Raw genomic sequence first — 22655 nt, 5'->3', positions numbered from 1 at the left:
GCACGAGGTAAAGCTCTTACACCCGACTGTTGGCTCACATCAACGAGCCGCGACACGGATGCCTCAGAGCGTGGCCGGCCCCTCCTCCGGCACCATCCCGATCCGGTCGGCGACGGCGGCCATCACGTCCTGCACCGCGACCGTGTCCGCCAACGGCATCACCGGGCTCTCGATCTCCCCCGCCGCGACCCGGAGGGTCACCTCCTCGATCTCGTGCGCGTACCCCCGCCCGGTGGCCGGCAGCACGATCTCCGCCGGGTCGGCCCCGTGCGCGTGGACGACGATCCGGTCCGGGTGGTGGAACCGCGGCGGCACCTCGATCCAGCCCTCGGTGCCGATCACCCGGGCGCTGCCCGGCATCGCACACCGCAGGCTGGTCTGCAGGGCCGCGCTGCGGCCGTCCGGGAATCCGAGCAGGATCGACTCCTCGGCGTCGACGCCGGTCGCGGTCAGCGCGCCGCTCGCGGCGACCTCGGTCGGGGTGCCGAGCAGCATCTGCGCGAACGAGATCACGTAGACGCCCAGGTCGAACAGCGCGCCGCCGCCGAGCTCGGCGGAGAAGAACCGGTCGTCGTCGGCGGACCGGTTCCGCACGCCGAGATCGGCCTGCACCGACCGGACCTCGCCGATCGCGCCGTCGGCGACCAGCTCGCGCAGCCGGACGACCGCGGGGAAGAACCGCGTCCACATCGCCTCCATGGCGAAGACGCCGTGCCGGCGCGCCGCGGCGGCGATCTCCCGGGTGCCGACCGAGCTGACCGTGAAGGCCTTCTCCACCATGATCGCCTTGCCGGCCCCGATCGCGGCCAGCGCGAGCGCCCGGTGCTGCGGGTGCGGGGTGGCGATGTAGAGGACGTCGACGCCGTCGTCGTCGAGGATCGCCCGGTAGCCCGTGTGCACCCGGTCGATCCCGTGCCGGCGGGCGAACGCCTCACCCCGCTCGGTGGACCGGGACGCGACGGCGACCAGCTCGGCCCCGGGGACGTGTGCGAAGTCCGGTGCGACGGCGTCGGCGATCCGCCCCGGGCCGACGATCCCCCAGCGCACCCGCCGTCCGGCCCCGGTACCCGCCCCGTCCGTGCTCACCTGCGTCATGCCCGTGATCCTGCCGGAAGAAATCTCCGGCCCGCGCGATGAGTTCCGCGGAACGTCCCGGTCTCTCCTGGTGAACGGCACCGGATCCCCGGCGCCACCGCAGCTCAGGAGAAGCTTCCGATGCCGAACATGATCTTCGTGAACCTGCCCACCTCCGACCTCGACGCCGCCAAGGCGTTCTACTCGGCGCTCGGGTTCACCCTCAACGAGCAGTTCTCCGACGAACAGACCGCGTCGTTCGTCGTCAGCGACGCGATCGTCGCGATGGTGATGACCGACAAGCGGTTCGCCGAGTTCACCAAGCAGGACTCGGTGGCCACCCCGGGCACCGCCCGCGAGGTGATCAACGCCCTGGGCGTGGAGACCCGCGACGAGGTCGGCCGGCTCGCCGACGCGGGCCTGGCGGCCGGCGGGAAGCAGGGTGGCGACACCCAGGACCACGGGTTCATGTACGGCCGCAGCGTCGACGACCCGGACGGCCACCGCTGGGAGTTCGTCTGGATGGACATGTCGGCCATGGAGGGCTGAGTGGCGCCGGGCCGTCGCACACGAGGGGGTGCGACGGCCCGTAGGATCTCCGGTGCGCTCAGACCGCCCGCAGCGGCCGGGCCCTGCGCACCAGCCCGTCGATCGCCAGCGCGTACCCGTCGATCCCGAACCCGACGACGATCCCCGCCGCCACCGGCGAGACGTGGGAGTGGTGCCGGAACTCCTCACGGGCGTGCACGTTCGAGATGTGCACCTCGACCGTGGGCAGCTCGGCGCCCTCGATCGCGTCGTGCAGGGCCACCGACGTGTGGGTGTAGGCGGCGGCGTTGAGCACCAGCCCGATCGCCGAGCCGTGCCGCACCGCCGCACCGGCCTCCTGGATCCAGTCGACGAGCGTGCCCTCGTGGTTGGTCTGGCGGAAGTCCAGTTCCATCCCGTGCCCGGACGTCGACTCCCGGCACAGCGCCTCGACGTCGGCGAGGGTGTTCGCGCCGTACACGTCGGGCCGGCGGGTGCCGAGCAGGTTCAGGTTCGGGCCGTTGAACACGTACACGGTGGTCACCCGGCGGATCCTCCCACCTCAGTGCGACCAGCCGGGACGGACCAGGCCGCACTCGTAGGCCAGCACCACCAGCTGCGCGCGGTCGCGCGCGCCGAGCTTGGACATCGTGCGGCTGACGTGGGTCTTGGCCGTCGTCGGGCTCATGTGCAGGCGGGCGGCGATCTCGTCGTTGGACAGACCGGCCGCCACCTCGACGAGCACCTCACGCTCCCGCTCGGTGAGCGACGCCAGCTGCGGCGCCGCGGCCGGGCCGCCCCGGGAGCGGGCCGCGAACTCGGCGATCAGGGTGCGGGTGACGCCCGGCGCGAGCAGCGCCTCACCGCCGTGCACGACCCGGATGGCGTGGATCAGGTCGGCCGGCTCGGAGTCCTTCACCAGGAAACCGCCGGCCCCGCCGCGGATCGCCTCGAAGACGTACGAGTCGTCGGTGAACGTGGTCAGCACGATCACCTTCGTGCCGGCCAGCCCGGGGTCGGCGGTGATCTCCCGGGTGGCGGTCAGGCCGTCGGTGCCGGGCATCCGGATGTCCATGAGCACCACGTCCGGGCGGTGCTCCCGGGCCGCGGCGACCGCCTCGGCCCCGTCGGCGGCCTCGGCGACGACCTCGAGATCGGCCTGCGACCCGAGCAGCGCCCGGAACCCGGAGCGCACGAGGGCCTGGTCGTCGGCGAGCAGCACGCGGATCATGCGTCCACCATCGGCGGTCCGGCCGCCTCCCGTACGTCGGCGACGGGGAGCCGGGCCCGCACCCGGAAACCGCGCTCCGGCCCCGGTCCGGCGTCCAGCGTCCCGCCGACCGACCGGGCCCGTTCGCGCATGCCGGTCAGTCCGTTGCCCTCCGCGGCGTCCTCGACGGGGCCGGTCCCGTCGTCGTCGACCACCAGGTCCAGCTCCTCCGGCCCGAACCGCAGCGTGACGACGGCCGTCGCCGCCCCCGCGTGCCGCCGGGTGTTGGTCAGCGACTCCTGCACGATCCGGTACGCGGCGAGATCGACGCCCGTCGGCAGCGGCCGCGGCTCCCCCTCGGTCCGCCGGTCCACCGGCAGCCCGGCGGCCCGGACCTCGTCGAGCAGCGCGTCGAGCCGGTCCAGCCCCGGGGTCGGCAGCCGCGGTGCCTGCTCGTCCACCCCGCGCAGCACCCCGAGGGTCGAGCGCATCTCCCGGAGCAGGTCGCGGCTGGCCCGCTTGATCTCGGTGAGCGCGGTGCGGGCCTGCTCCGGGTCGTCGTCCATCAGGAACAGCGCGACCCCGGCCTGCACGTTGATCAGGGAGACGTGATGGCCCAGCACGTCGTGCAGCTCCTGGGCGATCCGCAACCGCTCCTCGCCCGCCCGGCGGCGGCGCTGCTCCTCGGCGGCGCGCCGGGCCTGCTCCACCCGCTCCCGGCGGACCCGCAGCAGCATCCCGACCGCGAACAACGCCAGCAGCCAGGCCACCACCGGCCCGCTCGCGCCCCACGGCACCGGCCGGCCGGTCAGCAGCAGCCACCCCACCAGCACCGCCGCCGCCACGACGACGACGGCCAGCGCCCGGTGCTGGCGCCCCGCCGCGACCGCCGAGACCAGCCCGACGCCCAGCGCGAGCCCGGTCGGCCCGGTCACCGGGTACCCGAGCCCCAGGTAGACGACCGACGCGGTGGCGATCACGGCGAGCGCGGCCACCCGGTTCGCCCGCCGGAACACCAGCGCGAGCGGCCCGATCGCCAGCAGCAGCACGGCGAGCCCGTCGAACGGCAGCTCGCCCGGCCGGAGGGGACCGGCGGACCAGTCCCACTCGTCCCGCCGGACCGCGCCGAAGGCCGTGCCCCCCGCGGTGAGCAGCGCGACGGCGCCCGGCAGGACGAGGGTCCGCACGACCCCACCCCACCAGCGCGGACGGCGATCGGTGAGCACGGGCGACACGGTAGCCGGGCACACCGACAGCCGGCGTCGTCCCGAGGGTGACCGGCCGGCTGCACCCGGGGGAGTACGCCCGGCCCGGACGCTGCCACCCCGGCGGCAGCCGGATCGGCGACCGCCGGTGGACGCGCCCGCACCCCGCCCGCGACCAGGCTGTCCGGCATGACGACGACACCGGACACCACCGACCCGGCCCCGGCGGCCACGAGCACCGACGCCGCGGGAGCCCCGACCGGACCGACCGCGCCGACCGCGCCGGACGACGCGATCACGCGTCCCGGCCCCGTGGGCGCGACCACCCGCACCGTGCACCCCGGCGAGGACGAGCTGCTCGCCTCGGACTCCGAGCGCGAGCACGTCACCGACCGGCTCCGGCAGGCGGCCGCCGAGGGGCGGCTCACCCTGGACGAGGCCGACGAGCGCCAGGCCGCGGCCTACGCCGCCCGGACCCGCGCCGAGCTCGTCCCGCTGCTGTCCGGGCTGCCCGCCGTGCCCCGGGCCCGGCGACCGCGCCGCGGGCCGCTCACGCCCCGGGCCCGGCGGAACCTCGTCGTGCACGCCGGGGTGACCGCGGCGATCCTGCTGGTCCTGATGGTGGCGGCGATCGTGGGACCGGCGCCGTTCTTCGTGCCGATCGGGCCGGCGTTCTGGCTCGGCCTGATCCTCTTCGTGCACTCGCGGCGGGCCGAGCGCGAGCCGTCCCCGGACGAGCAGATCCCCGCGGAACTCCGATGACCGCCGCGGCCACCGGGGCAGCCGGGGCAGCCGGGGCAGCCGGGGCAGCCGGGGCAGCCGGGGCAGCCGGGACGTCCAGGACCACGGCGGCCGCCCGGCGGCCCGCCCCGGCCCGCCGGCTGCCCCGGCGCGCACGCGCGGGGCTGCGGGTCGCGCACGTCGTGCTCGGCATCGGCTGGACCGGGCTCTCGACGGTGATGCTGGTGCTGCCCGCGACGGTGCTGCTGCGCGACGGGGGTGCGGACATCGCGGTCCCGGCGATGGCGTTCGTCGGCAACGGGATCATCCCGTTCTTCGCCGTGGGCACCGTGCTCACCGGCGTCGCGCTCGGCGTCGGCACCCCGTGGGGCCTGTTCCGGCACCGCTGGGTCGTGGTGAAGACCGTGCTGGCACTCGCCGTGATCGTCGGCTCGGTCGCGCTGAACACCCGGTGGATCGAGATCGCCGCCGCCGGCGACGACCGTTCGGTCCTCTGGTCGCTCGTGCTCAGCTCGGTCCTGCACCAGGTGATGCTGCTGGCCTCGACGGTGCTCTCGGTGGAGAAGCCGTGGGGACGCGTCCGGCGCTTGACAGGCAACCGTTCAGTTGCATAATTGGCCGCGTGACCGCCGTCGACGCCGTCTTCCGGGCCCTGGCCGACCCGACCCGGCGCACGGTGCTCGACCGGTTGCACGAACGGGGTGGCCAGACGCTCGGTGAGCTGTGCGAGGGGCTGGGGATGAGCCGGCAAGCCGTCTCCAAGCACCTGGCCCTGCTGGAGTCCGCCGGGCTCGTGTCCTCCGTCCGCCGCGGCCGGGAGAAGCTCCACCACCTGGACCCGGTGCCCATCCAGGAGATCCACGACCGGTGGATCGGAAAGTTCGAGCGCAGCCGGGTGCAGGCGATCACGAGCCTGCGCGCCGCGTTGGAGGACGACGATGAGCGAGCAGACTGAACCGACCTACGTCTACACGACCTACATCCGCAGCACCCCGGACCAGGTGTTCCGGGCCCTGACCACGCCCGAGTTCACGATGCAGTACTGGGGCGGCGCCGAGCTGACGTCGGACTGGCAGGTGGGGAGCCCACTGGAGGCGGTGCACCCGGACCGGGACGACTTCATCGGCACAATCCTGGCCGTGGAACCCCCGCACCGGTTGTCCTACTCGTTCACCGGGCGGGCCGAGCAGGCCGCGGGCCGAGCGGCCACCGTGGTCGAGTTCGCGATCTCGCCGTTCGGCGAGGAGGCGGTGAAGCTGCAGGTCGTGCACACCGGCTTCACCCCCGACGAGCAGGGCGCCCGGGACCTGCGCGACGTGGGCGAGGGCTGGCCGGCGATCCTCTCCGCCCTGAAGACGCTGCTGGAGACCGACCGCCCGCTGGCCTCCCCCGGGCACTTCGCCCCACGGACCCCCGCCCGCACCTGAACCCGGTCCCGCGCCGGCCCGGCCAGGACCGGCGCGGCGGAGCGGCTCTCAGGTGCCGCGTCGCCACCAGCGACGGCGCGGCGGAGCGGGTTCCGGGGCGGCCGGGACGGTGCGCCGCTGCTCCCGGGCGTGGCGCCAGCGCGACACCACCTCGTCGGCGTCGAGCTTGCGGATCGGCACGCGCGGTCCCATCGGGTGCCGCATGTGGTCGACGACGCGCGAGTTCACCTCGGCGACGTGCTCGCGCACCCGGCGCTCGTCGCGGAACCCGGCGACCGTGGTGTCGATCGCGTCCAGTTCCTTGCGCAGCTGGACCGACGGCGGCAGCAGCGCGTCCCCGGAGATCCCCTCGCGCTGCAGGTAGCCGCGGATCCACCAGTTCTCGTCGACCGGGCCGGTTCCCCCGGCGCCCGGCAGTGGTCTGCCCTTCCCGGGCAGGTCGTCGAAGTCGCCCCGCTCCACGGCCTCCCGGATGCTCCGGTCGACCGGGGACTCGAACCGTGGATCCACCATTGCGATCACCCCGTGCCTACCGTACCGGCGACACCCGTTTTCTGTCGGGGGTCGGGTCCACACTCCTGCCATGACCGACCTCCACGGGGCCGACCGCCTCGAGACCACCGACCGTTCCCGCACCCTCGACCTCGCCCGCCACTACCCCGGTCGCCGGGCCGGCCACGTGGCGGCGCGGGTGCGCGGTGCCGGGCATCCCGACCGTTCCTGGCGCCTGGGCGCCGACGGGGAGATCCGCACCGCACACCTGCTCGAACAGCTCACCGGCCGTACCCGTCGCGACCGGCTGCTGGGCCGATCACCCCGGTGGCGGGTGCTGCACTCGGTCCCGCTCGAGGGCGGGGCGGCCGATCTCGACCACGTCCTGATCGGCCCGCCGGGGATCTGCGTGATCAACTCCCGGCACCACCGGCACCGCTCGGTCCTGCTCGACGGCGAGCGGCTGGTCGTCGCCGGGGTCGCCACCGACGCGGTGCCGCGGGCCCGTGCCGAGGCCGCCCGGGTCCGGGAGCTGCTGCTGCCCCGGGTCGGGGGCGGGTCCCGGATCCCGGATCCCGGTCCGGTCGGTGATCGCCGTGGTCGGGGCGCCGATGCGGGTGCGCCGCTGGCCGGACGACGTGGTCGTCGCGACCGAGAGTGCGCTGGTCCTCGCCCTGCGCGGGCTGGCACCGGCGCTGGACCCGGCCGGGGTGGACCGGGTGTACGCGGTGGCCCGCCGCCCGGAGACGTGGGACGGGCCGCGGGACCCGGTCACCGGTCGAGGAACCGCAGCACCGCACCGGTGAACTCGGCGGGCCGCTCCATGTTCGGGTAGTGCGCGGTGCCGGGCACGGTGGCCTGCTCACCGTGGGGCACGATGGCGACCGCGTCGGCGACCAGTCGCCGGTGGTCGTCGCCGTCCAGGTCCCCGACGATGCCGAGCAGCGGGGCGGCCAGGGTCGGGGCCAGTGCACGGGCGTCCGGGAGGAACTCGATCGGCGGACCCGGCACCGTCGGGTCCGCGGGCAGGTGCCGGCCGAGCAGGTCGACGGCCATCACCCGGATCTCGTCGGACACCAGCGGGTCGACCTCGTCGGCGGTCCGTGTGGGCCCCGGGACGAACCGCAGGAACGCCTCGACCCAGCCGTCGGCGTCGAGCGCCTGCTGGGTGCGGGCCCACTCGGCGAACACCCCGAGCACCCAGGGGTCCCGGAAGTCGGGCTCGCCGATCCCGGTCCCGCACACGACCAGCCGGTCCACCAGGTCCGGCCGGGCCAGCGCGGTGTCCGCGGCGATCCGGCCGCCCATCGACAGGCCGACCAGGGCGGCCGGCCCGGTACCGAGGTGGTCGAGCAGCGCGGCGAGATCGTCGTGCGGGCGGAACGGCCGGTCCGCGCCGGACGAGGCACCGTGGCCCCGGGTGTCGGGCACCACCACGCGGTGCCGGTCCGCGAGCGCGGCGAGCTGCCGGCCCCACATCCGGCCGTCGAGCCCACCGCCGTGCAGCAGCACGACCGGCGGGCCGCTGCGGGGACCGACGTCCCGGTAGGCGATCCGGCCGTCGTCGACGGGCAGGAACGAGGGGACACCGAGACGGGCGAGAGGCAGGCTCATGACAACCAAGGTGTCATTACTTCCGGAAGATGACAACCGAGGTGTCATACTGTGCCCATGACGGACGCGGACGCGACAGCCGACCGGCTCGCCGAGGTCTACCTGCTGGTCGGGCCGCTCTACCGTCGGGTGCTGCGCGAGGTCGAGGAGGCCGCTCCGGCGAACCGCGTGTCGACCGGCGTCCGCGCGGTGCTCGACCAGCTGAGCCGCAACGGCCCGATGACCGTCCCCGAGATCGGCCGGTCGCAGTCGCTGAGCCGCCAGTTCGTCCAGCGTTCGGCCGACGAGGCGCTGGCGGCCGGGCTCGTGCAGCGGCGGGAGAACCCGCGGCACCGCAGGTCACGGCTCATCGCACTCACCGCGGAGGGCAGCACGAGGATCGAGGAGGTCACGAGGCGGGAGCACGCCCGGCTACGGGAGGTCGCGAGGGAGGTCGACGACGCCGACGTCCGGGCGACCCTGCGCGTGCTCACCGCGATGGTCGACGCCCTCGCCGAGATCGAGCCCGCCACCCACTGAGCACCCGGCACCACGGACGGTCCGGACACGCCGACGGGCGGCGACCCGTTCAGGTCACCGCCCGTCGCCGAGGGATCGGACTTACCGCAGTCCCAGCTGGCTGGCGCAGGAGGGCCATGCGCCCCAGCCCTGGCCGTCCAGCACGTTCTCCGCCACGCGGATCTGCTCGGACTTGCTCGCGTTGTGGGCCCGGCCCTCGCCGCCGTAGGCCTTCCAGGTCGACGGCGTGAACTGCAGGCCACCGGAGAAGCCGTTGCCGGTGTTGGTGTTCCAGTTCCCGCCGGACTCGCACTCGGCGAGCTTGTCCCAGGTCGAGCCGGCGACGGACTGGGCCGGTGCGACGACCGCGGCCGGGGTCACCGCGGCGGTGGTCTCGGGGGCGGCGTTCGCGGTGCCGGCCAGGGCGAGCGGGGCTCCGATCGCCAGGATCCCGGCGGTCAGCGTCCCGACAAAGCGCCCACGGATGGACGTGCGCGTGCTGCTCATCAGTTCTCACCTGGTTCCGGACCCACGGCTTTCCGGGCGGACCGGATGCGCTGGGGGTGCGCCCTCCGGTGCACACGAGCAGATCTCGTGGCCCGCGACCCCGTCCCGCCCGAGGCAGGTCGACTGGCCGGGAACCGTGGGACGGGGCCGTCCTGGCGTGGCGGTTCCGGCGCTTCGATGCACGCTCCGGCCGAGGACGGCCAGGAGCGACATCGAAGGTCGCCGAAAGGGTGAGATCAGGTCAAGCCAGGTGGCCGTGAGGTATCACACGACTATAACGAAAGGGTGCGCATTCGCAGCTCAGAGGCAGTGGCCGACGATCACGAAGGATGCCGTGCACGGCACGGTCGTTTCCGGATCGGAGATGTTTCACGGGCCCCGTCACGACGCGGACGGCTGCTCCGCCCGCCGGAGCGTGAACACCGCGATCCGCACCACCATCGCGTCGAGCAGCAGCGCGCCGAACGCCCACGGGTCCAGCCACGCCGTCCACGTCTGCCCCTGAGCGAGCACCACCAGCCCGGGCACGAGGAAGAGCGCGACGCCGAGGCCACCGGCGACCGCGGACACCAGCAACGCCGGGCCGTCCGCGCGCCGGATCACCAGCACCAGCGCCACGAGCGCGGCGATCGCCACGATGCCGTCGACCACCGCGACCAGGGGCGCGGCGGAACCGACCACGGCGACCAGGCGCGCGTGCACCGCCACGGCGAGCACGAGCAGGGCGATCAGGATCCGGCGCCCGAGCACGGGTCCGCGGTCGGCACTCATGCGACCAGTGTGACCGGTGCCCCGCGGGCCGCGGCCTACCGCACCCGCAGGACCAGCAGGCGGCAGTCCACCTGCTGACCGGCGCGGTAGGGCGCGATCTCGATCGAGACCGCCTCGAACACGTCCGCCGCGGCGAGCCGGTCGATCTCGGCCCGGTACCCGCCGGCCTCCCAGACGTCGTCCAGCACCGTCGCGACCACGTACCCGCCGGGGCGGACGACCCGGGCGAACTCGCCGATCGCCGCCGGGCCGACGTGGGCGTGGGTCAGCGTCCCGACGCAGACGACGACGTCGTAGCGGTCGTCGGGCAGCTCCAGCGCAGCGGTGAGATCGGCCTCGCGCAGCTCGCGGTAGGCACCCGTCGCACGGGCCCGTTCGAGCATCCCCGGCGAGAGGTCGATGCCGTCGATCGTGCCGACACCGCGCTCGTGCAGCGCCGCGCCGACCAGGCCGGTCCCGCAGCCGGCGTCGAGCACCTCGCCGCCGGTCCCGGCCGCCGCGACGACGGCGTCCGCGGTGACCGACGGCGCGACGTAGCTCTGCGCCCCGGCGGCGAGATCGGCGTCGTAGGTGGCGGCCCACTCGTCGTAGAGGGCGCGGGCGTCGTCCGGGCCGGTCAGTGCGTAGGCGCGTTCCAGGTGGGGGTCGCCCCCGGTGCTCGTGGCCATCCGCCGATCATCGTGGATGGCCGGTGCCGCTGTCAGGCCGGGCGCCCACGGCGGTCGGCGGCCAGGAAGGACAGGGCACAGAGTGCGCCCCACCCGGCGGCGACCATGGTGGCCTTCTCCCGGGCGTCGCGGTCCGGGAGCCGCCCGCCGAGCACGGCGAGATCGGCCACGTCGGCGCCGACCCGGACCGCGATCGCCGTCTTCAGCGGGGTTCCGGCGGGCGCGAACAGCATCGCCAGGCCGGAGGCGAGATCCCGGCCGCCGATCGCCATGGTGAACGTCCGCTGCTCGCCGCTGGGGGTCTCGCCGTCGGAGACGAGCCCCGTGGGCCGCAGGAACAGTTCCGGCTTCGCGGTGATCGCCGCGCCGTAGGCGGCGGTGGCCGCACCGAGCAGGCGCGGGATCCAGGTCAGGTCTCGTCGGGGCATGTCCCCGGTCTACCCGATACGGCCGGGTCGCATCCCCGCGCAGCCGAACATCGGTGCGCCGGTCGCCGCGTGGACGGCGGTACCGGCCGCCAGCATCGCGCCCCACGGGCCGATCACCCAGATCGGCCAGAAGTAACCGCTCCCGCCACCCACGGCGACCGCGGCCCAGACGAGCAGGCAGACGACGGCGGTGAACGCCCACGGACCCCAGGTCGCGGCGAGCACGGTCCGGCGCACCCGGGCCTCCCGCTGCGGGTCGGGCAGGCGCGGGAGGTCCGCCTGGACGTCGGCGAGCTCGGCGCGGGTCCGGGCCGTCGTGGCCCGGTCGCTGCGCTCGGTGAACTCGGCCAGGTCCAGCCGGCCCGCACCGACGTGCCGCCCGAGCTGCTCGATCGTGCGTTCGCGCTCGGCGTCCCCGATTCGCATGTCCGTCATGCCCCCGCCCTCCGTTGTCGGATAGCAGAACTATCCACTATCCAGTGGGCGGGCGCAACGTCAGATCTCGTCGAGGAACGCCAGTGCGGCCTCCGCCGACACCCGCCGCCAGGCGACGAGGGTCCGGTCGAACGCGTCGGCGCCGGTCTGTTCCTCGCGCAGCGCCGCGACGATCGGCTCCAGCACCCCCCGCTGGGCGGCCACCAGCGGCGCCGGGTCGGCACCGCGCCGGTGCGTGATCGCCAGCTTCAGGAGGAACTCCGACCGCAGGTCCCGGACGTGCGGGACCGGGGACCGGAGCCAGTCCTCGACCAGCTCGCGACCCGCGCGGGTCGAGGCGTACAGCGTCCGCGGCGGGCCACCACCGGTCTCGACGGCCCCGGCGGTGATCCGGCCGGCGTCGACCAGCCGGCCGATGGCCCGGCAGACGACCGGGCGCGGGATCTGCCAGACCCGGCCCAGCTCGCCGTCGGACGCCGTCAGTGCGGCGATCGCGAAGCCGTGCACCGGGCGCTCGGCGGCGACCGCGAGCACCGTCCACTCGGCGAGCCCGAGCCGGACCGTGCCCTCTCCCATGCCGGGGAGGGTAGGGCCACCGGCCGACCGGCGTCCGCCACGGCTCCCGATCGGAGGGGTCCCGGCGCAGCCGCCGGACCACGGACGGGTCACAGGACCGTGCGCGGCGCCATCGGGCCTTCGACCAGGCAGGACGGCCGCCGGAACGACACCTGGTCCCAAAATCTTCACCCAGAACGGTTGCGCACAACCAAATACGGTAAGAAGATGGTTTCCACGCCCCGCACGACGACGCCCGGGGCGTACGGGAAGCACCCGACGGCGTTGCGGAGGAATCGTGACCACCACCGTGCCCGCCCTGACCACCGCCGGCCCCAACCAGCCGTTCCGGCGGGGGACGGTCGAGCGTCGTGACCCGCGCCCGCACGACGTCGTCGTCGACATCGCCTACAGCGGGATCTGCCACTCCGACATCCACCAGGCCCGCGACGAGTGGGGCGAGGGCATCTACCCGATGGTGCCCGGCCACGAGATCTCCGGGATCGTCGCCGCCGTCGGCAGCGAGGTCGACCGGTACGCCGTCGGTGACCGGGTCGGCGTCGGCTGCTTCGTCGACTCCTGCCGCCGCTGCGAGAGCTGCCTGGCCGGGGAGGAGCAGTACTGCCTGGAGGGCGAGGTCCAGACCTACAACTCCCGGGCCTACGACGGCTCGCTCACCTACGGCGGCTACTCGACCCAGATCGTCGTCGACCAGAACTACGTGCTGCGCATCCCGGACGGCATCGCCCTCGACGCGGCGGCGCCGCTGCTGTGCGCCGGGATCACCCTCTACTCACCGCTGGTCCGGTGGGGTGCCGGGCCCGGCCGGAAGGTCGCGGTCCTCGGCATGGGCGGGCTCGGGCACCTGGGGGTGAAGCTCGCCAAGGCGATGGGCGCTGAGGTGACCGTGCTGTCCCGGACCCTGGCCAAGGAGGCCGACGGCCGCCGGCTCGGCGCCGACCACTACCACGCCACCGGCGATCCGCGGACCTTCACCGAGCTGGCCGGGCGCTTCGACCTCATCGTCAACACGGTGGCCGCCGAGATCCCGGTCGAGGACTACCTGCGCCTGCTCGACCTCGAGGGCACGATGATCACCGTCGGGGTCCCCCGCGGCGAGCTCGGCTACCACGGCTTCTCCCAGGTCACCGGGCGCGGCAACCCGGCCGGTTCGAAGATCGGCGGCATCCGCCAGACCCAGGAGATGCTGGACTTCTGCGCCCGCCACGGCCTGGGCGCCGACATCGAGACGATCTCCTGCGACGATGTCGACGACGCCTGGGACCGGGTGGTCAAGGGCGACGTCCGGTACCGCTTCGTGATCGACGCGGCGTCGTTCGCCTGACCGTCCCGCCGGGCACCGGGCGTCGCAGATCGGGACACGCGCACCGGCCGCGCCCGTGGAAGGATCGTCCCGGCGATCCGTCCCGACGACCGTGAACCGGAGACCCCCGTGATCCTCATCGTGCTCAAGGCCCAGATCCGACCGGACAAGCGTGCCGAGTGGCTGTCCGGGATCTCGGAGTACAAGGCGAACGTCAACTCCGAACCGGGCAACGTCTCCTTCGACTACCACGAGAACGTCGAGAAGGAGAACGAGTTCGTCATCGTCGAGGTGTTCCGCGACGACGCGGCGGGCGAGGCCCACGTCAAGACCGACCACGCGCAGAAGTTCTTCGACTTCATGGGCTCCGTGGTGCCGGAGAAGCCCCTGATCAACTTCCAGAGCGTGGACGGCGACGCCTGGGTCGAGATGGGCGAGGTCACCCCGCGCTAGGGTGTGTCTCCCAATGCGCGGAGCCAGGTGACGATTGCCTTCAGGACGGCGCCGCCGCGGAAGGTCAGGGCGAGCTTGTCGTAACGGGTGGCCAGCCCGCGCCACTGCTTGACGTGGCAGAACCCGCGCTCGACGACGTTGCGGTTTCGGTAGTCGACCGGATCGAATGCGGGCGGTCGGCCACCGCGTGAGCCCCGTCGTTTGCGGTGTCCCTGCTGGTCAGAGGGCTCCGGAATGACAGCGATGATCCGGCGCTCGCGCAGGTGCCGGCGGATCGCGCGTGAGGAGTAGGCCTTGTCCGCGCGCACGCGTTCAGGCCGGGTCCGGGGTCGTCCCGGGCCCGGTCGGGCGATGCTCAGGCGCGCCATCAGGTGCGGAAACATTGGCGAGTCGCCGCCCTGGCCGGGGCCGAGGAGGACCACCAGCGGGCGGCCGTGCCCGTCAACGAGCTGGTGGATCTTCGTCGACAGCCCTCCGCGGGACCGTCCCAGCGCGTGATCTGCTGGTTCGGCGAGCAGATTCGTGTAGTTCGATCCGGCCCCCTGTGTCGCGCTTGAGGGTCGCGGCGTGCTGGTGGGCACGGATGATCGTGGAGTCCACGCTGACCGCCCACCCGAGCACCTCGGCGGCGTCGGCCTCGATCAGAAGAGCAGCCAGGATGTGGTCCCAGGTGCCGTCGCCGCTGTAGCGGCGGTGCCGCTTCCACAACGTCTGCCACGGCCCGAACTCGGCTGGGACGTCGCGCCAGGGAAGCCCGCACCGATACCGGTAGATGATCCCCTCGAGCACCCGGCGGTCATCGCGGAACGGGCGCCCGCGACGACCCTCGGAGGAGGGCAACAGCGGCGCCAGACGGGCCCACTGGGCATCAGTCAGGACAGCGGTACGCGGCACCGATCAAGCATCGCGCACCCCGGTCCGCCTATCTGGGAGACACGCCCTAGGTGGCGCACACGATCACCGCATCGGGGGTTGCTCCGCCCGATGCCGTAACGGCACACCGGGTCCCGGGCGACACACGGGGCGTACCCGCACGCCCCCTGATCTCCGGAGTGGCCCGATGGTCGAGCGCCTGTCGTCCCGCCCGTCACCGGCCGGGCTCGCCCGCCGCGCCGCGCGCCTGACGCTCGGCGGCGGGGCCAGGGCGGTCGCCGCGCCGGTGCGCCGGATGGCGTTGCTCGGCCGTCGCGAGGCCGATCCGCGGTGGCGGCGGCTGACCTGGATCTGGCAGCCGGGCTGGGGCCGCCGGGCGCAGGACCGGCTCCTCGACCGGCCCGCCCCGTACGCCATCGGCGCGGACGCCTACGAGCAGCAGAAGTACGCCACGGTGATGGACACGCTCGCCGGGCGCCGGTTCGACCGGGCGCTGGAGGTCGGCTGCGGCGAGGGCGCGCTCGCCGCCCGGCTGGTGCGCCACGCCGACATCCTGCTCGGGGTCGACATGTGCGACGCCGCCGTCTCCCGGGCCGGGGTCCGGGTCCCGGCCGCCGTGTTCGGCCGGCGCACGCTGCCGCACGAGATGCCGGTCGGCACGTTCGACCTGATCGTCTGCAGCGACGTCCTCTACTACTGGGAGCCCACCACCCTGCGGACCGGCGTGGCCACGCTGCTGGACCGGCTGCGGCCCGGCGGGACGCTGCTGGCGTACCACCGCCGCACCGACTTCGGGCAGGCCGGGAGCGCGGAGGGCGCACGCGGCGTTGCGGGCGGCGGCCCACGAGCGGGGCTACACGGTCACGCCGCACGACGGCGCGGGCCGGGTGCGGTTCGACGTGATCACCGCGTCCCGCACCGGCGGCCGGGCCCCGGCGGTCCCCGCGCAGCGCTGCCCGGAGTCCGACCTCCCGTCCTGGTCCTCGCGGGACTGAGCCACCCGGCGGTACTCCGGATCCGCCGTTCGGACGTTATCGTCAGGTCGACGCGGACCTGTCCGGAGTTGCGGACACCCCGTTAGCGTCGGTGGGCATGACGGTCAACGCCGACGGTCCCGCCGACATGTCCGACGCGCGCCGGGTGGTGACCATCCCCGAGCTGAGCGCGCCGAGCTACCTGCAGGCGGTGCTGTCGGTCGCCTACCGGGACGAGCGCAACAGCGTCCCGCTGACCGTCGCCACCCCGGCCGGTCTCGTCTTCGGCAACGCCGTGCACCCTGCGACGTGGCTGCGCCGGCTCGGCGACCAGCTGCGGCACCTGACCGTCGGGCACGAGCGCAACGAGTCCGCCGAGGCGATGGCGGCGATGTTCTTCGACATGGCCGAGGAGCGCGACGACGCGCATCCCGGCGGCGAGGTCCCGGTCGAGGACATCCGGTGGGTCTACTTCACCGACGCGCTCATCGTGCCCACCGCCGCGGCGGCGCCGAACTACACCGAGCCGGCGTGCTGGCAGGTGGCGATGCGCGACGTCACCGGATGGACCATCGGACTCCCGCCCGGATAGACATGTGACGACGGTCACGTCGATCGGTGCGTGAGGTTGCGGGCCCGGCACGCGTCCCACTTCCGACGGCCGACGCCCACGCCAGGGCGTCCGGCCACGGAGCATCCGACCCGGCGACCCCGGGTCGCCCGATCGAGCGTGGAGGCACACCCATGAGCACCACCCCCGAGGCCAAGGCACCCATCAGCCCCGCCGCCCCGTCGGCGCTGCAGTCCGAGTTCGGCAGCACCCGGATCGCCGAGACCGTCGTGTCGAAGATCGCCGGGCTCGCCGCACGCGAGGTGAACGGCATCCACGCCCTCGGCGGCGGAGCGGCCCGCGCGTTCGGCGCGCTGCGCGAGCGCATCCCGGGCGGCACGACCAACGCCTCGCAGGGCGTCGCCGTCGAGGTGGGCGAGAAGCAGGCGGCCGTCGACATCAACGTCGTCGTCGAGTACGGCGTGTCCATCGCGGACCTGGCGAAGGCCGTGCGGCGCAACGTCATCACCGCACTGGAGCGGATGACCGGCCTGGAGGTCGTCGAGGTCAACATCTCCGTCGACGACGTCCACCTCCCGACCGAGGAGGACGCCGAGCCCCGCGAGCCGGCGCCCCGCAAGATCGAGAACCCGGGCCGCGTCTCCTGAGCCGTCGCGTGGGCCCGGCGGGCGCGACCCCGGGCCCACGCGATCGGTGCGGGTCAGCGCGAGCGGTCGACGAACGTGGTCCCCGAGATCCGCAGGCCGCTGCCCCCGGCCATCCGGAGCAGCCCGGCGAGCGCGACGACCAGGCCGACCATCTCGCAGGACTCCTCGGCACCAGCCAGCACGTTGTAGCCGAACGCGTGCACGTCGCCGGTCTGCTCGAAGACCGCGCCACCGATCGACTCCAGGCCGACCGAGCCGAACAGGAACAGCGCGGCACCGGCCACGACGACGTACCCGCCCGGGCGGCGCAGCACCATCGGCAGGCAGAGCAGCGCCACCACGGCGACCAGCGCGACCGCCGGGATGATCCAGGCGTAGGTCAGGAACCCGCTCGTCCCGAACGTGGTGTGGATGATCCAGCCGATCTGCTCGTGGTTCGCCGCGGTCTCGTCCATCGCGACGACCGCGCAGGACAGGCTCAGCAGGATCCAGCGCCACCGTTCCCGACGCACCGAGTTCGCGGCGATCAGGGCCAGCACACCGGCGTTCGTCAGGTGCAGGGCCGAGCTGAACCAGGTGGAGACGTTCAGCTCGTTGCCGAGCCGGATCGCCGCCGGGATCTCGAACCCCGGCCGCCCGATGCCGTAGACGGCGGCGGCGAAGTGCGCGAGCACCAGCACCGCCGTGATCCCGCCCGCGACCTTGACGACGCCCGACGGCCGCAGCAGCGCGAGGTGCGGCGCCCCGGCCGGCGGCTCCGGTTCCGGTGACGGCTCGACCGGGGCCGGCGTGGCCGCCGAGGACTGCTCGCCGACCCGCGGGATCACCTCGGTCACCGGGTCCTCGTCGGCGTTGCGTGACTGGTGGTGCTCCAGCCGGTGCTGCGCGGTCATGGCCCCCTCCTCCTCCGCGACCGGACCCCCCGATGCGGACGGACACCCCCGGTCGTCCGCCCTGCGGGAAGCAGGAGGCTACGGGCACTCGTCGGAGCGCGGACCGTGAGGTGACTGGAAGGTAAACGAGCGTCCGTCCGACGGGAAACGCCCGGTCGGGCGGTGTCCGGTCAGGACCAGGGCCGTGCCGACCGCCGTTCCCAGTAGGCCGCGGGCTCCTCGGCGAGCGCGGCCAGTTCCGCGACGGCACCGGCGGGCGGTTCCGGGTCCGCCGCGGCCACGTTGGACCCCAGCTGGGCCGTCGTCACCGGCCCGAGCAGCACCGTCGTGGGCCAGGGGTTCGCGAGTGCCGCGGCGACCGCCAGCCAGTCCAGCGGGACACCCGTCGCATCGGCGATCGCGGCCGCCGAGCGGGCGCCCGCGCTGCCGTCGTCGCCGCCGGGGGCCAGCCGGCCGTTGGCGAAGACCTCCTTGAGGATCACCCGGGCCCCGGCGTCCGCGGCGTCGGCCAGTGCCGGTCCGGCCGAGGGCTCCAGCGGGTTCCAGGTCGACTGGAACGAGGTGAACAGGGGCTGCCCGTCGACCACGACGTCGAGCGCCCGCCGGATCGCGTCGGCCTGGCCGGGACCGGAGGTGGAGATCCCGACCCGCAGGCCGGCGTCCCGCAGGTGGGCGAGCGCGCGGTGCACCCTGGCGTCGGAGAGCACGCCGGTCTCCAGGGTCGCGGAGTGCACGTGGTAGATCCCCAGCCGCTCGCCGAGCAGCTCCCTGGTCTGTGCGTACTGCTCGGTGAACGCGTCCAGCGAGTGGTCCTTCACCTCGTGCCGCTCGGCGTCCGTCCGCCAGGCACCGACGTAGCGGTAGCCCCACTTCGAGCCGATCTCGACGTCGTCGACGTCCGGGCGGGCGGCGAGCCACCCGGCCAGGAACTCCTCGCCCCGGCCGTAGGACCGGGCGACGTCGAGGTAGCGGATGCCGGCGGCGTACCCGGCGTCGAGGAGCTCGTGGGTGCGGGCGCGCAGCGTCTCGACGCCCCGGTCGTCACCGAGACCGGTGTCGCGGCCGGAGGTGATGTACGCGGGCCGGGCGATCGCGGCGAGCCCCAGGCCGAGCCGGGCGACGGGAGACGACATGCCGGACAGCCTGCCCGGCGCGGCCCGGTACCGCACGGCTGGGCGACGAACTCGGCGTTGTCGCCGGGCGGGGCCGGGCCGTAGCGTCGCCGGGGTGCCGACCGAGGGCTGGATCCTGCTGCTCGCGCAGCTGCCCGCGGCGCCGTCGAGCCCCCGGGTGACGCTCTGGCGACGGGCGCGGGCCGCGGGCGCCGTCGGGCTGCAGAACGGCGCCTGGGTGCTCCCGGACGGCCCGGAGCACCGTGAGTTCGTCGACGGCCTCGCCGCGCACGTGCGCGAGAACGGCGGGACCGCCTACGCGCTGCGCGCCCACGCCGGGTCCGGGGACGGGATCGTGGACCGGTTCCGGGCCGAGCGCGCCAAGGAGTACGCCGAGTTCACCGAACGCGGCCGGGCCCTGCTGGCCGAGCTGGCGAAGGAGACCGAACGGGACAACTTCTCCTTCGCCGAGCTGGAGGAGAACGAGCAGGCCCTGGACCGGCTCGCCGGCTGGCTGGAGACCATCTCGGCCCGGGACTTCTTCCCGGACGAGCACCGGTCCGACGCCGCCGGGCTGCTGGAGCGGTGCCGGGCCGCGCTCGCGGAGTTCACCGCGGGCGTCTACCGGGCCGAGGGCGTCGCCGAGGACGTCCCGCCCGGGGACTGAGAGCCCCGGACACACCGATGCCCCCGCGACGGTGCGTCGCGGGGGCATCGGAGCAGTGCGAGGGGGGCGATCAGCCGATCGAGTCGCCCGCGCCCGCGACCTGGCCGCAGTTGTCGGACTGGTCGGTGACCGAGTCGCCGGACTTGGCCTTGGCGTCGCCCAGCACGCCGAGCGCACCGGTCACGCCGTTGAGCAGCGAGGCGTCCTCGACCGGAACCTGCGCGCCCAGGACGTTGACCGGGATGTTGTTGTTGCAGACCTGGATCGGCACGTTGATGTTGTTGCCGTTCAGACCCGAGATGAGGCCCTTGGCGTCCTTGTCGATCTCGCCGCCGTCGTGCCCGTGGTGCTTGCCGTCGCTGGTCTTCTCGGCGGCGTAGTCGCCGGCGAACGCCAGCGGGGAGACGGCGAGCAGGGACGCAGCGGACGCCGCGACGATGATTCCGGCCTTCTTCAGCACAGTTCTTCTCCTGGTGAGTCTCGAGTCCGTGCGAAGACGGCTCGGTACCTGCCGGCGCGATGACAGAGAGCGGGAGCCCACGCCGGATGACGGAAATGTATCGGTACCCGTGGCCCGACACAATTAGTCCGACACCATCGTGGGGTCGGAATTACTTTCTGTTTTGCACGGTCCACGATCGGGTCGATCCGAACGAGTTCGATCGGGTCGGTGTCCGGGTCGCGGACCACGGAGGGTCACCTCCGCGCCGCGCGCACCCGGGGTCGCGCAGGACTCCGGGTGCGCGCGCGATCAGCGGAGGATCAGCCGCCGATGGCGTCGCCCGCGCCGGCCTCCTGGCCGCAGCTGTCGGACTGGTCGGTGACCGAGTCGCCCGACTTCGCCTTGCCGTCGACGGCACCGGCGGTGAGGCCGTTGGCGGCCGCCGCGTCCTCGACCGGCACCTGGACACCCAGGACGTTCACCGGGACGTCGTTGTTGCAGACCTCGACCGGCACCTGCGCGTTGTTCCCGTTCGCACCCGCGACCAGGCCCTTGGCGTCCTTGTCGATGTCGCTGCCGGCGAACGCCAGCGGGGACAGCGCGAGCAGGCCCGCGACGGACGTCGCGGCGATGATGCCGGCCTTCTTCTTCAGCACAGTTCTTCTCCTGATGAGTTCGGGACCGTTTCGGCCCCGGCACCTACCGGCACGCTGACCAAAAAAAGGGGGAGCCCGCGCCGGCTGCGGAGAACGTATCCGGCGCGAACCCGGCATTCAAACGGACGACACGATCGAGCGTGTTTATTACTTTCCGTATGGTTACTCACCTTTTCGGGCCCCATCGCCCAGACCGCGGCACGACAGGACGGGCGGGCGGTGACCCCGGATCCCCATCCGGATCTGCACCGCCCGCCCGTCCTACCGGTGAGCGCGTCCCGGCTACCGCCGGTCGCCGGCCACAGGCCGTTCGCTCAGCGCCGCACGGCCTCCGCCACGAACTCGGCGAGGGCCGCGGTGAGTTCCCGGCGGCTCTCCTTCCAGGTGTAGAACATGTGACCGCCGTCGAAGTGCCGCACCGTGAGCCGGTCGGCCGTGGCCGGGTCCAGCCGCATGAGGTTCCGCAGCCGGTTGGTCGTGTAGTAGGGCGTCACGAGGTCGTGGTGGCCGTGGGTGATGAACGCCCGCAGGTGCGGGTTGAGCGCCAGTCCCTGCCGGAAGTCGTCGGTCGCCCCCGGGATCGGCTGGTTGTAGTTGCCCGGGGTGTCGTTCTTCCAGGCGCCGACGACCTCCAGGTCGATCAGCTTGTACTCGCGGTCGGTCTCGACCCCGATGTCCGAGCGCAGCCTGCGGTTGACGGCCGTGGTGAACGTCGAGGCCGTCCCCATCAGCGTCGGGTCGCTGCCCATGAACAGCGGCCGGTCCGGGAACGGGTCGGTCGTGGTGACGGTCGCGTCGTACATGCCGATCGCCGTCCGCTCGTCGCGCAGCAGCTCACGGACGAACTCGATCACCCGGATCCGGCCCTCCGCACGGGCCACGACCTCGGGGGACAGGCCGATGAGGTCCGCGAGCCGCCCGGCCACCCGCTCCCGCTCCGCGTCCGGCATCGCGGCCCCGCGGACGAGGTACACGGCCAGGTCGCCGGTGGCGAACTCCTCGGCCGCCCGCCGGATCTCCGCACCCGGTGTGCCCGGCGCGAACGCGCAGGACCGGCCGTGGTGCGCGGCGGCGAGCGCCATCGTCGGCAGCACGTCGACCCACGGGAGGACCTCGTAGTCGCCCCAGGTCAGCCCGGCGATCGCGGCGATCCCGCCGAACTCCAGCGCGGGGGACAGCAGGATCGAGCCGTTCAGGCTGATCCCGGCGGTCTCCTGCAGCATCCGGGTCAGCCGGCCGACGCGGTAGCCGCCGTAGCTCTCCCCGGCGAGGAACAGCGGCGATCCCCAGCGGTCGTTCGCGGTGAGCCAGCGGCCGATGAACTCGCACAACGACTGCAGGTCGCGGTCCGTGCCGAAGTAGGCGTGCGGATCGGGAGCGTCGTCGTCCTTCCCGGTCTCGATCATCCGGCTGAACCCGGTGCCGACCGGGTCGACGAACACGAGGTCGGTGAACGCGAGCCAGGACTCCTCGTTGTGCACCAGCCGGGCCGGGGCGGGCCGCACGGTCCCGTCGTCGTTCAGGTCGACGCGCTCCGGGCCGGCCGCCCCGACGTGCAGGTACGCCGACGAGGCTCCGGGGCCGCCGTTGAAGACGAAGGTGACCGGCCGGTCGGCCGGACCGGTCCCGGTGGCGCCCTGCGCGACGTAGGAGACCGAGAAGATCTCCGCCGTCGGCTTCTCCTTCGTGCGCAGGACCTCCCAACCGGCGGTGGCCCGGTAGCCGATCCCGTTCCAGACGGCGGTCGTCGAGGCCCCGGCGGGCGGCCGGTGGGTCGCACCGGCGGCGGGCTCGGTCGCGTCGGGGGTACCGGAGGCGTTCATCGAGGTCTGCTCCTTCTCGGTTCGGGTGCTCCACCGATCAGACGCCGTGCCGTCGCGGCACGGTCAA

30 protein-coding genes and 1 pseudogene are annotated in these 22655 nt (G+C 73.6%); 13 read left to right on the top strand and 18 right to left on the bottom strand.

From position 1 onward, the window contains the following. Window positions 1–63: 63 nt before the first annotated feature. Window positions 64–1095: a Gfo/Idh/MocA family protein gene (locus AFB00_RS12520; protein ID WP_068797384.1), complete on the bottom strand. Its 1032-nt coding sequence runs from the start codon at window positions 1093–1095 to the stop codon at window positions 64–66. A 120-nt stretch (window positions 1096–1215) separates the two neighbouring features. On the opposite strand from AFB00_RS12520, the gene AFB00_RS12515 reads away from it, so the two are divergent. After that, complete coding sequence (locus AFB00_RS12515) at window positions 1216–1623, top strand: VOC family protein (protein WP_068797383.1); 408 nt, start codon at window positions 1216–1218, stop codon at window positions 1621–1623. Between the two features lie 58 nt (window positions 1624–1681). Here AFB00_RS12515 and aroQ read toward each other — a convergent pair whose 3' ends face one another. Genes aroQ through AFB00_RS12500 form a run of 3 tightly spaced genes read right to left on the bottom strand, consistent with a single transcriptional unit; the run spans window position 1682 to window position 4038 of the window. Further along, window positions 1682–2155: a type II 3-dehydroquinate dehydratase gene (aroQ, locus tag AFB00_RS12510; RefSeq protein ID WP_197519925.1), complete on the bottom strand. Its 474-nt coding sequence runs from the start codon at window positions 2153–2155 to the stop codon at window positions 1682–1684. A gap of 9 nt (window positions 2156–2164) precedes the next feature. Beyond that, a complete protein-coding gene (locus AFB00_RS12505) occupies window positions 2165–2833 on the bottom strand; it encodes a response regulator transcription factor (protein WP_068797381.1) in 669 nt (222 codons plus the stop codon). Then, the gene (locus AFB00_RS12500) at window positions 2830–4038 is read right to left on the bottom strand and encodes a sensor histidine kinase (protein WP_068797380.1); all 1209 of its coding nucleotides are present in this window, start codon (window positions 4036–4038) and stop codon (window positions 2830–2832) included. The genes AFB00_RS12505 and AFB00_RS12500 overlap by 4 nt, the downstream gene beginning before the upstream one ends. 168 nt (window positions 4039–4206) lie before the next feature. Here AFB00_RS12500 and AFB00_RS12495 point away from each other — a divergent pair, with 168 nt between their 5' ends. From AFB00_RS12495 to AFB00_RS35785, 4 genes are read left to right on the top strand one after another with little or no spacing between them, the layout of a single operon-like run. Further along, window positions 4207–4779: a DUF1707 SHOCT-like domain-containing protein gene (locus tag AFB00_RS12495; protein WP_083275478.1), complete on the top strand. Its 573-nt coding sequence runs from the start codon at window positions 4207–4209 to the stop codon at window positions 4777–4779. After that, the gene (locus AFB00_RS12490) at window positions 4776–5372 is read left to right on the top strand and encodes a hypothetical protein (protein ID WP_068797379.1); all 597 of its coding nucleotides are present in this window, start codon (window positions 4776–4778) and stop codon (window positions 5370–5372) included. Before AFB00_RS12495 ends, AFB00_RS12490 begins: the two co-directional genes overlap by 4 nt. Before the next feature lie 8 nt (window positions 5373–5380). Beyond that, complete coding sequence (locus AFB00_RS35790; protein WP_068797378.1) at window positions 5381–5713, top strand: ArsR/SmtB family transcription factor; 333 nt, start codon at window positions 5381–5383, stop codon at window positions 5711–5713. Then, window positions 5697–6185, top strand: a complete 489-nt coding sequence (locus tag AFB00_RS35785; protein ID WP_068797377.1) for an SRPBCC family protein — start codon at window positions 5697–5699, stop codon at window positions 6183–6185. The genes AFB00_RS35790 and AFB00_RS35785 overlap by 17 nt, the downstream gene beginning before the upstream one ends. Window positions 6186–6233: 48 nt before the next feature. On the opposite strand, the gene AFB00_RS12475 is transcribed toward AFB00_RS35785, so the two are convergent. Next, window positions 6234–6698: a J-domain-containing protein gene (locus AFB00_RS12475; protein WP_068797376.1), complete on the bottom strand. Its 465-nt coding sequence runs from the start codon at window positions 6696–6698 to the stop codon at window positions 6234–6236. A gap of 70 nt (window positions 6699–6768) precedes the next feature. On the opposite strand from AFB00_RS12475, the gene AFB00_RS33180 reads away from it, so the two are divergent. Next, window positions 6769–7512, top strand: a complete 744-nt coding sequence (locus AFB00_RS33180; protein ID WP_156819512.1) for a nuclease-related domain-containing protein — start codon at window positions 6769–6771, stop codon at window positions 7510–7512. Here the strand turns inward: AFB00_RS33180 and AFB00_RS12465 are convergent. Continuing rightward, on the bottom strand, window positions 7449–8291 hold the full coding sequence (locus tag AFB00_RS12465) for an alpha/beta fold hydrolase (protein WP_068797374.1): 843 nt from the start codon (window positions 8289–8291) through the stop codon (window positions 7449–7451). The two genes, AFB00_RS33180 and AFB00_RS12465, sit on opposite strands and share 64 nt — an antisense overlap. A 57-nt stretch (window positions 8292–8348) precedes the next feature. Here AFB00_RS12465 and AFB00_RS12460 point away from each other — a divergent pair, with 57 nt between their 5' ends. Further along, window positions 8349–8810: a MarR family winged helix-turn-helix transcriptional regulator gene (locus AFB00_RS12460; RefSeq protein WP_068797373.1), complete on the top strand. Its 462-nt coding sequence runs from the start codon at window positions 8349–8351 to the stop codon at window positions 8808–8810. 81 nt (window positions 8811–8891) lie between these two features. On the opposite strand, the gene AFB00_RS12455 is transcribed toward AFB00_RS12460, so the two are convergent. The 6 genes from AFB00_RS12455 to AFB00_RS12430 all read right to left on the bottom strand — a co-directional run bounded on the left by AFB00_RS12455 (window position 8892) and on the right by AFB00_RS12430 (window position 12174). Next, a complete protein-coding gene (locus tag AFB00_RS12455) occupies window positions 8892–9296 on the bottom strand; it encodes a transglycosylase family protein (protein ID WP_068797372.1) in 405 nt (134 codons plus the stop codon). A 381-nt stretch (window positions 9297–9677) separates the two neighbouring features. Beyond that, entirely contained in the window at window positions 9678–10067 is a 390-nt protein-coding gene (locus tag AFB00_RS12450) for a hypothetical protein (protein ID WP_156819511.1), read from the bottom strand. Window positions 10068–10102: 35 nt separating this feature from the next. Beyond that, complete coding sequence (locus AFB00_RS12445) at window positions 10103–10735, bottom strand: class I SAM-dependent DNA methyltransferase (RefSeq protein ID WP_068797370.1); 633 nt, start codon at window positions 10733–10735, stop codon at window positions 10103–10105. Between the two features lie 32 nt (window positions 10736–10767). Further along, the gene (locus tag AFB00_RS12440) at window positions 10768–11163 is read right to left on the bottom strand and encodes a hypothetical protein (RefSeq protein WP_068797369.1); all 396 of its coding nucleotides are present in this window, start codon (window positions 11161–11163) and stop codon (window positions 10768–10770) included. Window positions 11164–11172: 9 nt separating this feature from the next. Further along, complete coding sequence (locus AFB00_RS12435; protein ID WP_068797368.1) at window positions 11173–11598, bottom strand: DUF1707 SHOCT-like domain-containing protein; 426 nt, start codon at window positions 11596–11598, stop codon at window positions 11173–11175. A gap of 60 nt (window positions 11599–11658) precedes the next feature. Next, window positions 11659–12174, bottom strand: coding sequence for a PadR family transcriptional regulator (locus AFB00_RS12430; RefSeq protein WP_068797367.1), 516 nt, complete (start codon window positions 12172–12174; stop codon window positions 11659–11661). Between the two features lie 277 nt (window positions 12175–12451). On the opposite strand from AFB00_RS12430, the gene AFB00_RS12425 reads away from it, so the two are divergent. Beyond that, window positions 12452–13498, top strand: a complete 1047-nt coding sequence (locus AFB00_RS12425) for an NAD(P)-dependent alcohol dehydrogenase (RefSeq protein WP_068797366.1) — start codon at window positions 12452–12454, stop codon at window positions 13496–13498. Window positions 13499–13606: 108 nt separating this feature from the next. After that, on the top strand, window positions 13607–13930 hold the full coding sequence (locus AFB00_RS12420; protein WP_068797365.1) for a putative quinol monooxygenase: 324 nt from the start codon (window positions 13607–13609) through the stop codon (window positions 13928–13930). Here AFB00_RS12420 and AFB00_RS31740 read toward each other — a convergent pair. Next, window positions 13927–14824, bottom strand: a pseudogene (locus tag AFB00_RS31740) (IS5 family transposase). The gene AFB00_RS12420 and the pseudogene AFB00_RS31740 overlap by 4 nt on opposite strands. A gap of 166 nt (window positions 14825–14990) precedes the next feature. Here AFB00_RS31740 and AFB00_RS12405 point away from each other — a divergent pair. From AFB00_RS12405 to AFB00_RS12395, 3 genes are all read left to right on the top strand, one after another. Then, window positions 14991–15884 (top strand): class I SAM-dependent DNA methyltransferase, encoded by an 894-nt coding sequence (locus AFB00_RS12405; RefSeq protein WP_068797364.1) that lies wholly within the window; start codon window positions 14991–14993, stop codon window positions 15882–15884. Between the two features lie 11 nt (window positions 15885–15895). Beyond that, complete coding sequence (locus AFB00_RS12400; protein ID WP_156819509.1) at window positions 15896–16369, top strand: hypothetical protein; 474 nt, start codon at window positions 15896–15898, stop codon at window positions 16367–16369. 152 nt (window positions 16370–16521) lie between these two features. After that, window positions 16522–16995, top strand: coding sequence for an Asp23/Gls24 family envelope stress response protein (locus AFB00_RS12395; protein ID WP_068797362.1), 474 nt, complete (start codon window positions 16522–16524; stop codon window positions 16993–16995). 53 nt (window positions 16996–17048) lie between these two features. Here AFB00_RS12395 and AFB00_RS12390 read toward each other — a convergent pair whose 3' ends face one another. Further along, complete coding sequence (locus tag AFB00_RS12390; protein WP_068797361.1) at window positions 17049–17888, bottom strand: hypothetical protein; 840 nt, start codon at window positions 17886–17888, stop codon at window positions 17049–17051. A 170-nt stretch (window positions 17889–18058) separates the two neighbouring features. Continuing rightward, on the bottom strand, window positions 18059–19021 hold the full coding sequence (locus AFB00_RS12385; RefSeq protein ID WP_068800246.1) for an aldo/keto reductase: 963 nt from the start codon (window positions 19019–19021) through the stop codon (window positions 18059–18061). 94 nt (window positions 19022–19115) lie between these two features. Here AFB00_RS12385 and AFB00_RS12380 point away from each other — a divergent pair, with 94 nt between their 5' ends. Then, window positions 19116–19667 carry a Chromate resistance protein ChrB gene (locus tag AFB00_RS12380; protein ID WP_068797360.1) on the top strand — a complete coding sequence of 184 codons (552 nt, stop codon included), beginning with the start codon at window positions 19116–19118 and terminating at the stop codon, window positions 19665–19667. Window positions 19668–19737: 70 nt separating this feature from the next. Here the strand turns inward: AFB00_RS12380 and AFB00_RS12375 are convergent, their stop codons facing one another. The 3 genes from AFB00_RS12375 to AFB00_RS12365 form a co-directional block, all read right to left on the bottom strand. After that, on the bottom strand, window positions 19738–20127 hold the full coding sequence (locus tag AFB00_RS12375) for a hypothetical protein (RefSeq protein WP_068797359.1): 390 nt from the start codon (window positions 20125–20127) through the stop codon (window positions 19738–19740). A gap of 302 nt (window positions 20128–20429) precedes the next feature. Next, window positions 20430–20765 carry a hypothetical protein gene (locus AFB00_RS12370; RefSeq protein ID WP_068797358.1) on the bottom strand — a complete coding sequence of 112 codons (336 nt, stop codon included), beginning with the start codon at window positions 20763–20765 and terminating at the stop codon, window positions 20430–20432. A gap of 314 nt (window positions 20766–21079) precedes the next feature. Beyond that, complete coding sequence (locus AFB00_RS12365; protein ID WP_068797357.1) at window positions 21080–22588, bottom strand: S10 family peptidase; 1509 nt, start codon at window positions 22586–22588, stop codon at window positions 21080–21082. Window positions 22589–22655 lie beyond the last annotated feature (67 nt).

Origin of the sequence: Pseudonocardia sp. HH130630-07 (assembly GCF_001698125.1) — a bacterium.
GTDB lineage: Bacteria > Actinomycetota > Actinomycetes > Mycobacteriales > Pseudonocardiaceae > Pseudonocardia.
This window is presented reverse-complemented; position numbering and strand designations above follow the sequence as displayed.

Excerpts from the sequence above, each read along its gene's own strand:
- AFB00_RS12520 (WP_068797384.1), bottom strand. The coding sequence starts at position 1,095 with ATGACGCAGGTGAGCACGGACGGGGCGGGTACCGGGGCCGGACGGCGG.
- AFB00_RS12515 (WP_068797383.1), top strand. The coding sequence starts at position 1,216 with ATGCCGAACATGATCTTCGTGAACCTGCCCACCTCCGACCTCGACGCC.
- AFB00_RS12505 (WP_068797381.1), bottom strand. The coding sequence starts at position 2,833 with ATGATCCGCGTGCTGCTCGCCGACGACCAGGCCCTCGTGCGCTCCGGG.
- AFB00_RS12495 (WP_083275478.1), top strand. The coding sequence starts at position 4,207 with ATGACGACGACACCGGACACCACCGACCCGGCCCCGGCGGCCACGAGC.
- AFB00_RS12490 (WP_068797379.1), top strand. The coding sequence starts at position 4,776 with ATGACCGCCGCGGCCACCGGGGCAGCCGGGGCAGCCGGGGCAGCCGGG.
- AFB00_RS35785 (WP_068797377.1), top strand. The coding sequence starts at position 5,697 with ATGAGCGAGCAGACTGAACCGACCTACGTCTACACGACCTACATCCGC.
- AFB00_RS12475 (WP_068797376.1), bottom strand. The coding sequence starts at position 6,698 with ATGGTGGATCCACGGTTCGAGTCCCCGGTCGACCGGAGCATCCGGGAG.
- AFB00_RS33180 (WP_156819512.1), top strand. The coding sequence starts at position 6,769 with ATGACCGACCTCCACGGGGCCGACCGCCTCGAGACCACCGACCGTTCC.
- AFB00_RS12465 (WP_068797374.1), bottom strand. The coding sequence starts at position 8,291 with ATGAGCCTGCCTCTCGCCCGTCTCGGTGTCCCCTCGTTCCTGCCCGTC.
- AFB00_RS12460 (WP_068797373.1), top strand. The coding sequence starts at position 8,349 with ATGACGGACGCGGACGCGACAGCCGACCGGCTCGCCGAGGTCTACCTG.
- AFB00_RS12455 (WP_068797372.1), bottom strand. The coding sequence starts at position 9,296 with ATGAGCAGCACGCGCACGTCCATCCGTGGGCGCTTTGTCGGGACGCTG.
- AFB00_RS12450 (WP_156819511.1), bottom strand. The coding sequence starts at position 10,067 with ATGAGTGCCGACCGCGGACCCGTGCTCGGGCGCCGGATCCTGATCGCC.
- AFB00_RS12445 (WP_068797370.1), bottom strand. The coding sequence starts at position 10,735 with ATGGCCACGAGCACCGGGGGCGACCCCCACCTGGAACGCGCCTACGCA.
- AFB00_RS12440 (WP_068797369.1), bottom strand. The coding sequence starts at position 11,163 with ATGCCCCGACGAGACCTGACCTGGATCCCGCGCCTGCTCGGTGCGGCC.
- AFB00_RS12435 (WP_068797368.1), bottom strand. The coding sequence starts at position 11,598 with ATGACGGACATGCGAATCGGGGACGCCGAGCGCGAACGCACGATCGAG.
- AFB00_RS12430 (WP_068797367.1), bottom strand. The coding sequence starts at position 12,174 with ATGGGAGAGGGCACGGTCCGGCTCGGGCTCGCCGAGTGGACGGTGCTC.
- AFB00_RS12405 (WP_068797364.1), top strand. The coding sequence starts at position 14,991 with ATGGTCGAGCGCCTGTCGTCCCGCCCGTCACCGGCCGGGCTCGCCCGC.
- AFB00_RS12400 (WP_156819509.1), top strand. The coding sequence starts at position 15,896 with ATGACGGTCAACGCCGACGGTCCCGCCGACATGTCCGACGCGCGCCGG.
- AFB00_RS12395 (WP_068797362.1), top strand. The coding sequence starts at position 16,522 with ATGAGCACCACCCCCGAGGCCAAGGCACCCATCAGCCCCGCCGCCCCG.
- AFB00_RS12390 (WP_068797361.1), bottom strand. The coding sequence starts at position 17,888 with ATGACCGCGCAGCACCGGCTGGAGCACCACCAGTCACGCAACGCCGAC.
- AFB00_RS12385 (WP_068800246.1), bottom strand. The coding sequence starts at position 19,021 with ATGTCGTCTCCCGTCGCCCGGCTCGGCCTGGGGCTCGCCGCGATCGCC.
- AFB00_RS12365 (WP_068797357.1), bottom strand. The coding sequence starts at position 22,588 with ATGAACGCCTCCGGTACCCCCGACGCGACCGAGCCCGCCGCCGGTGCG.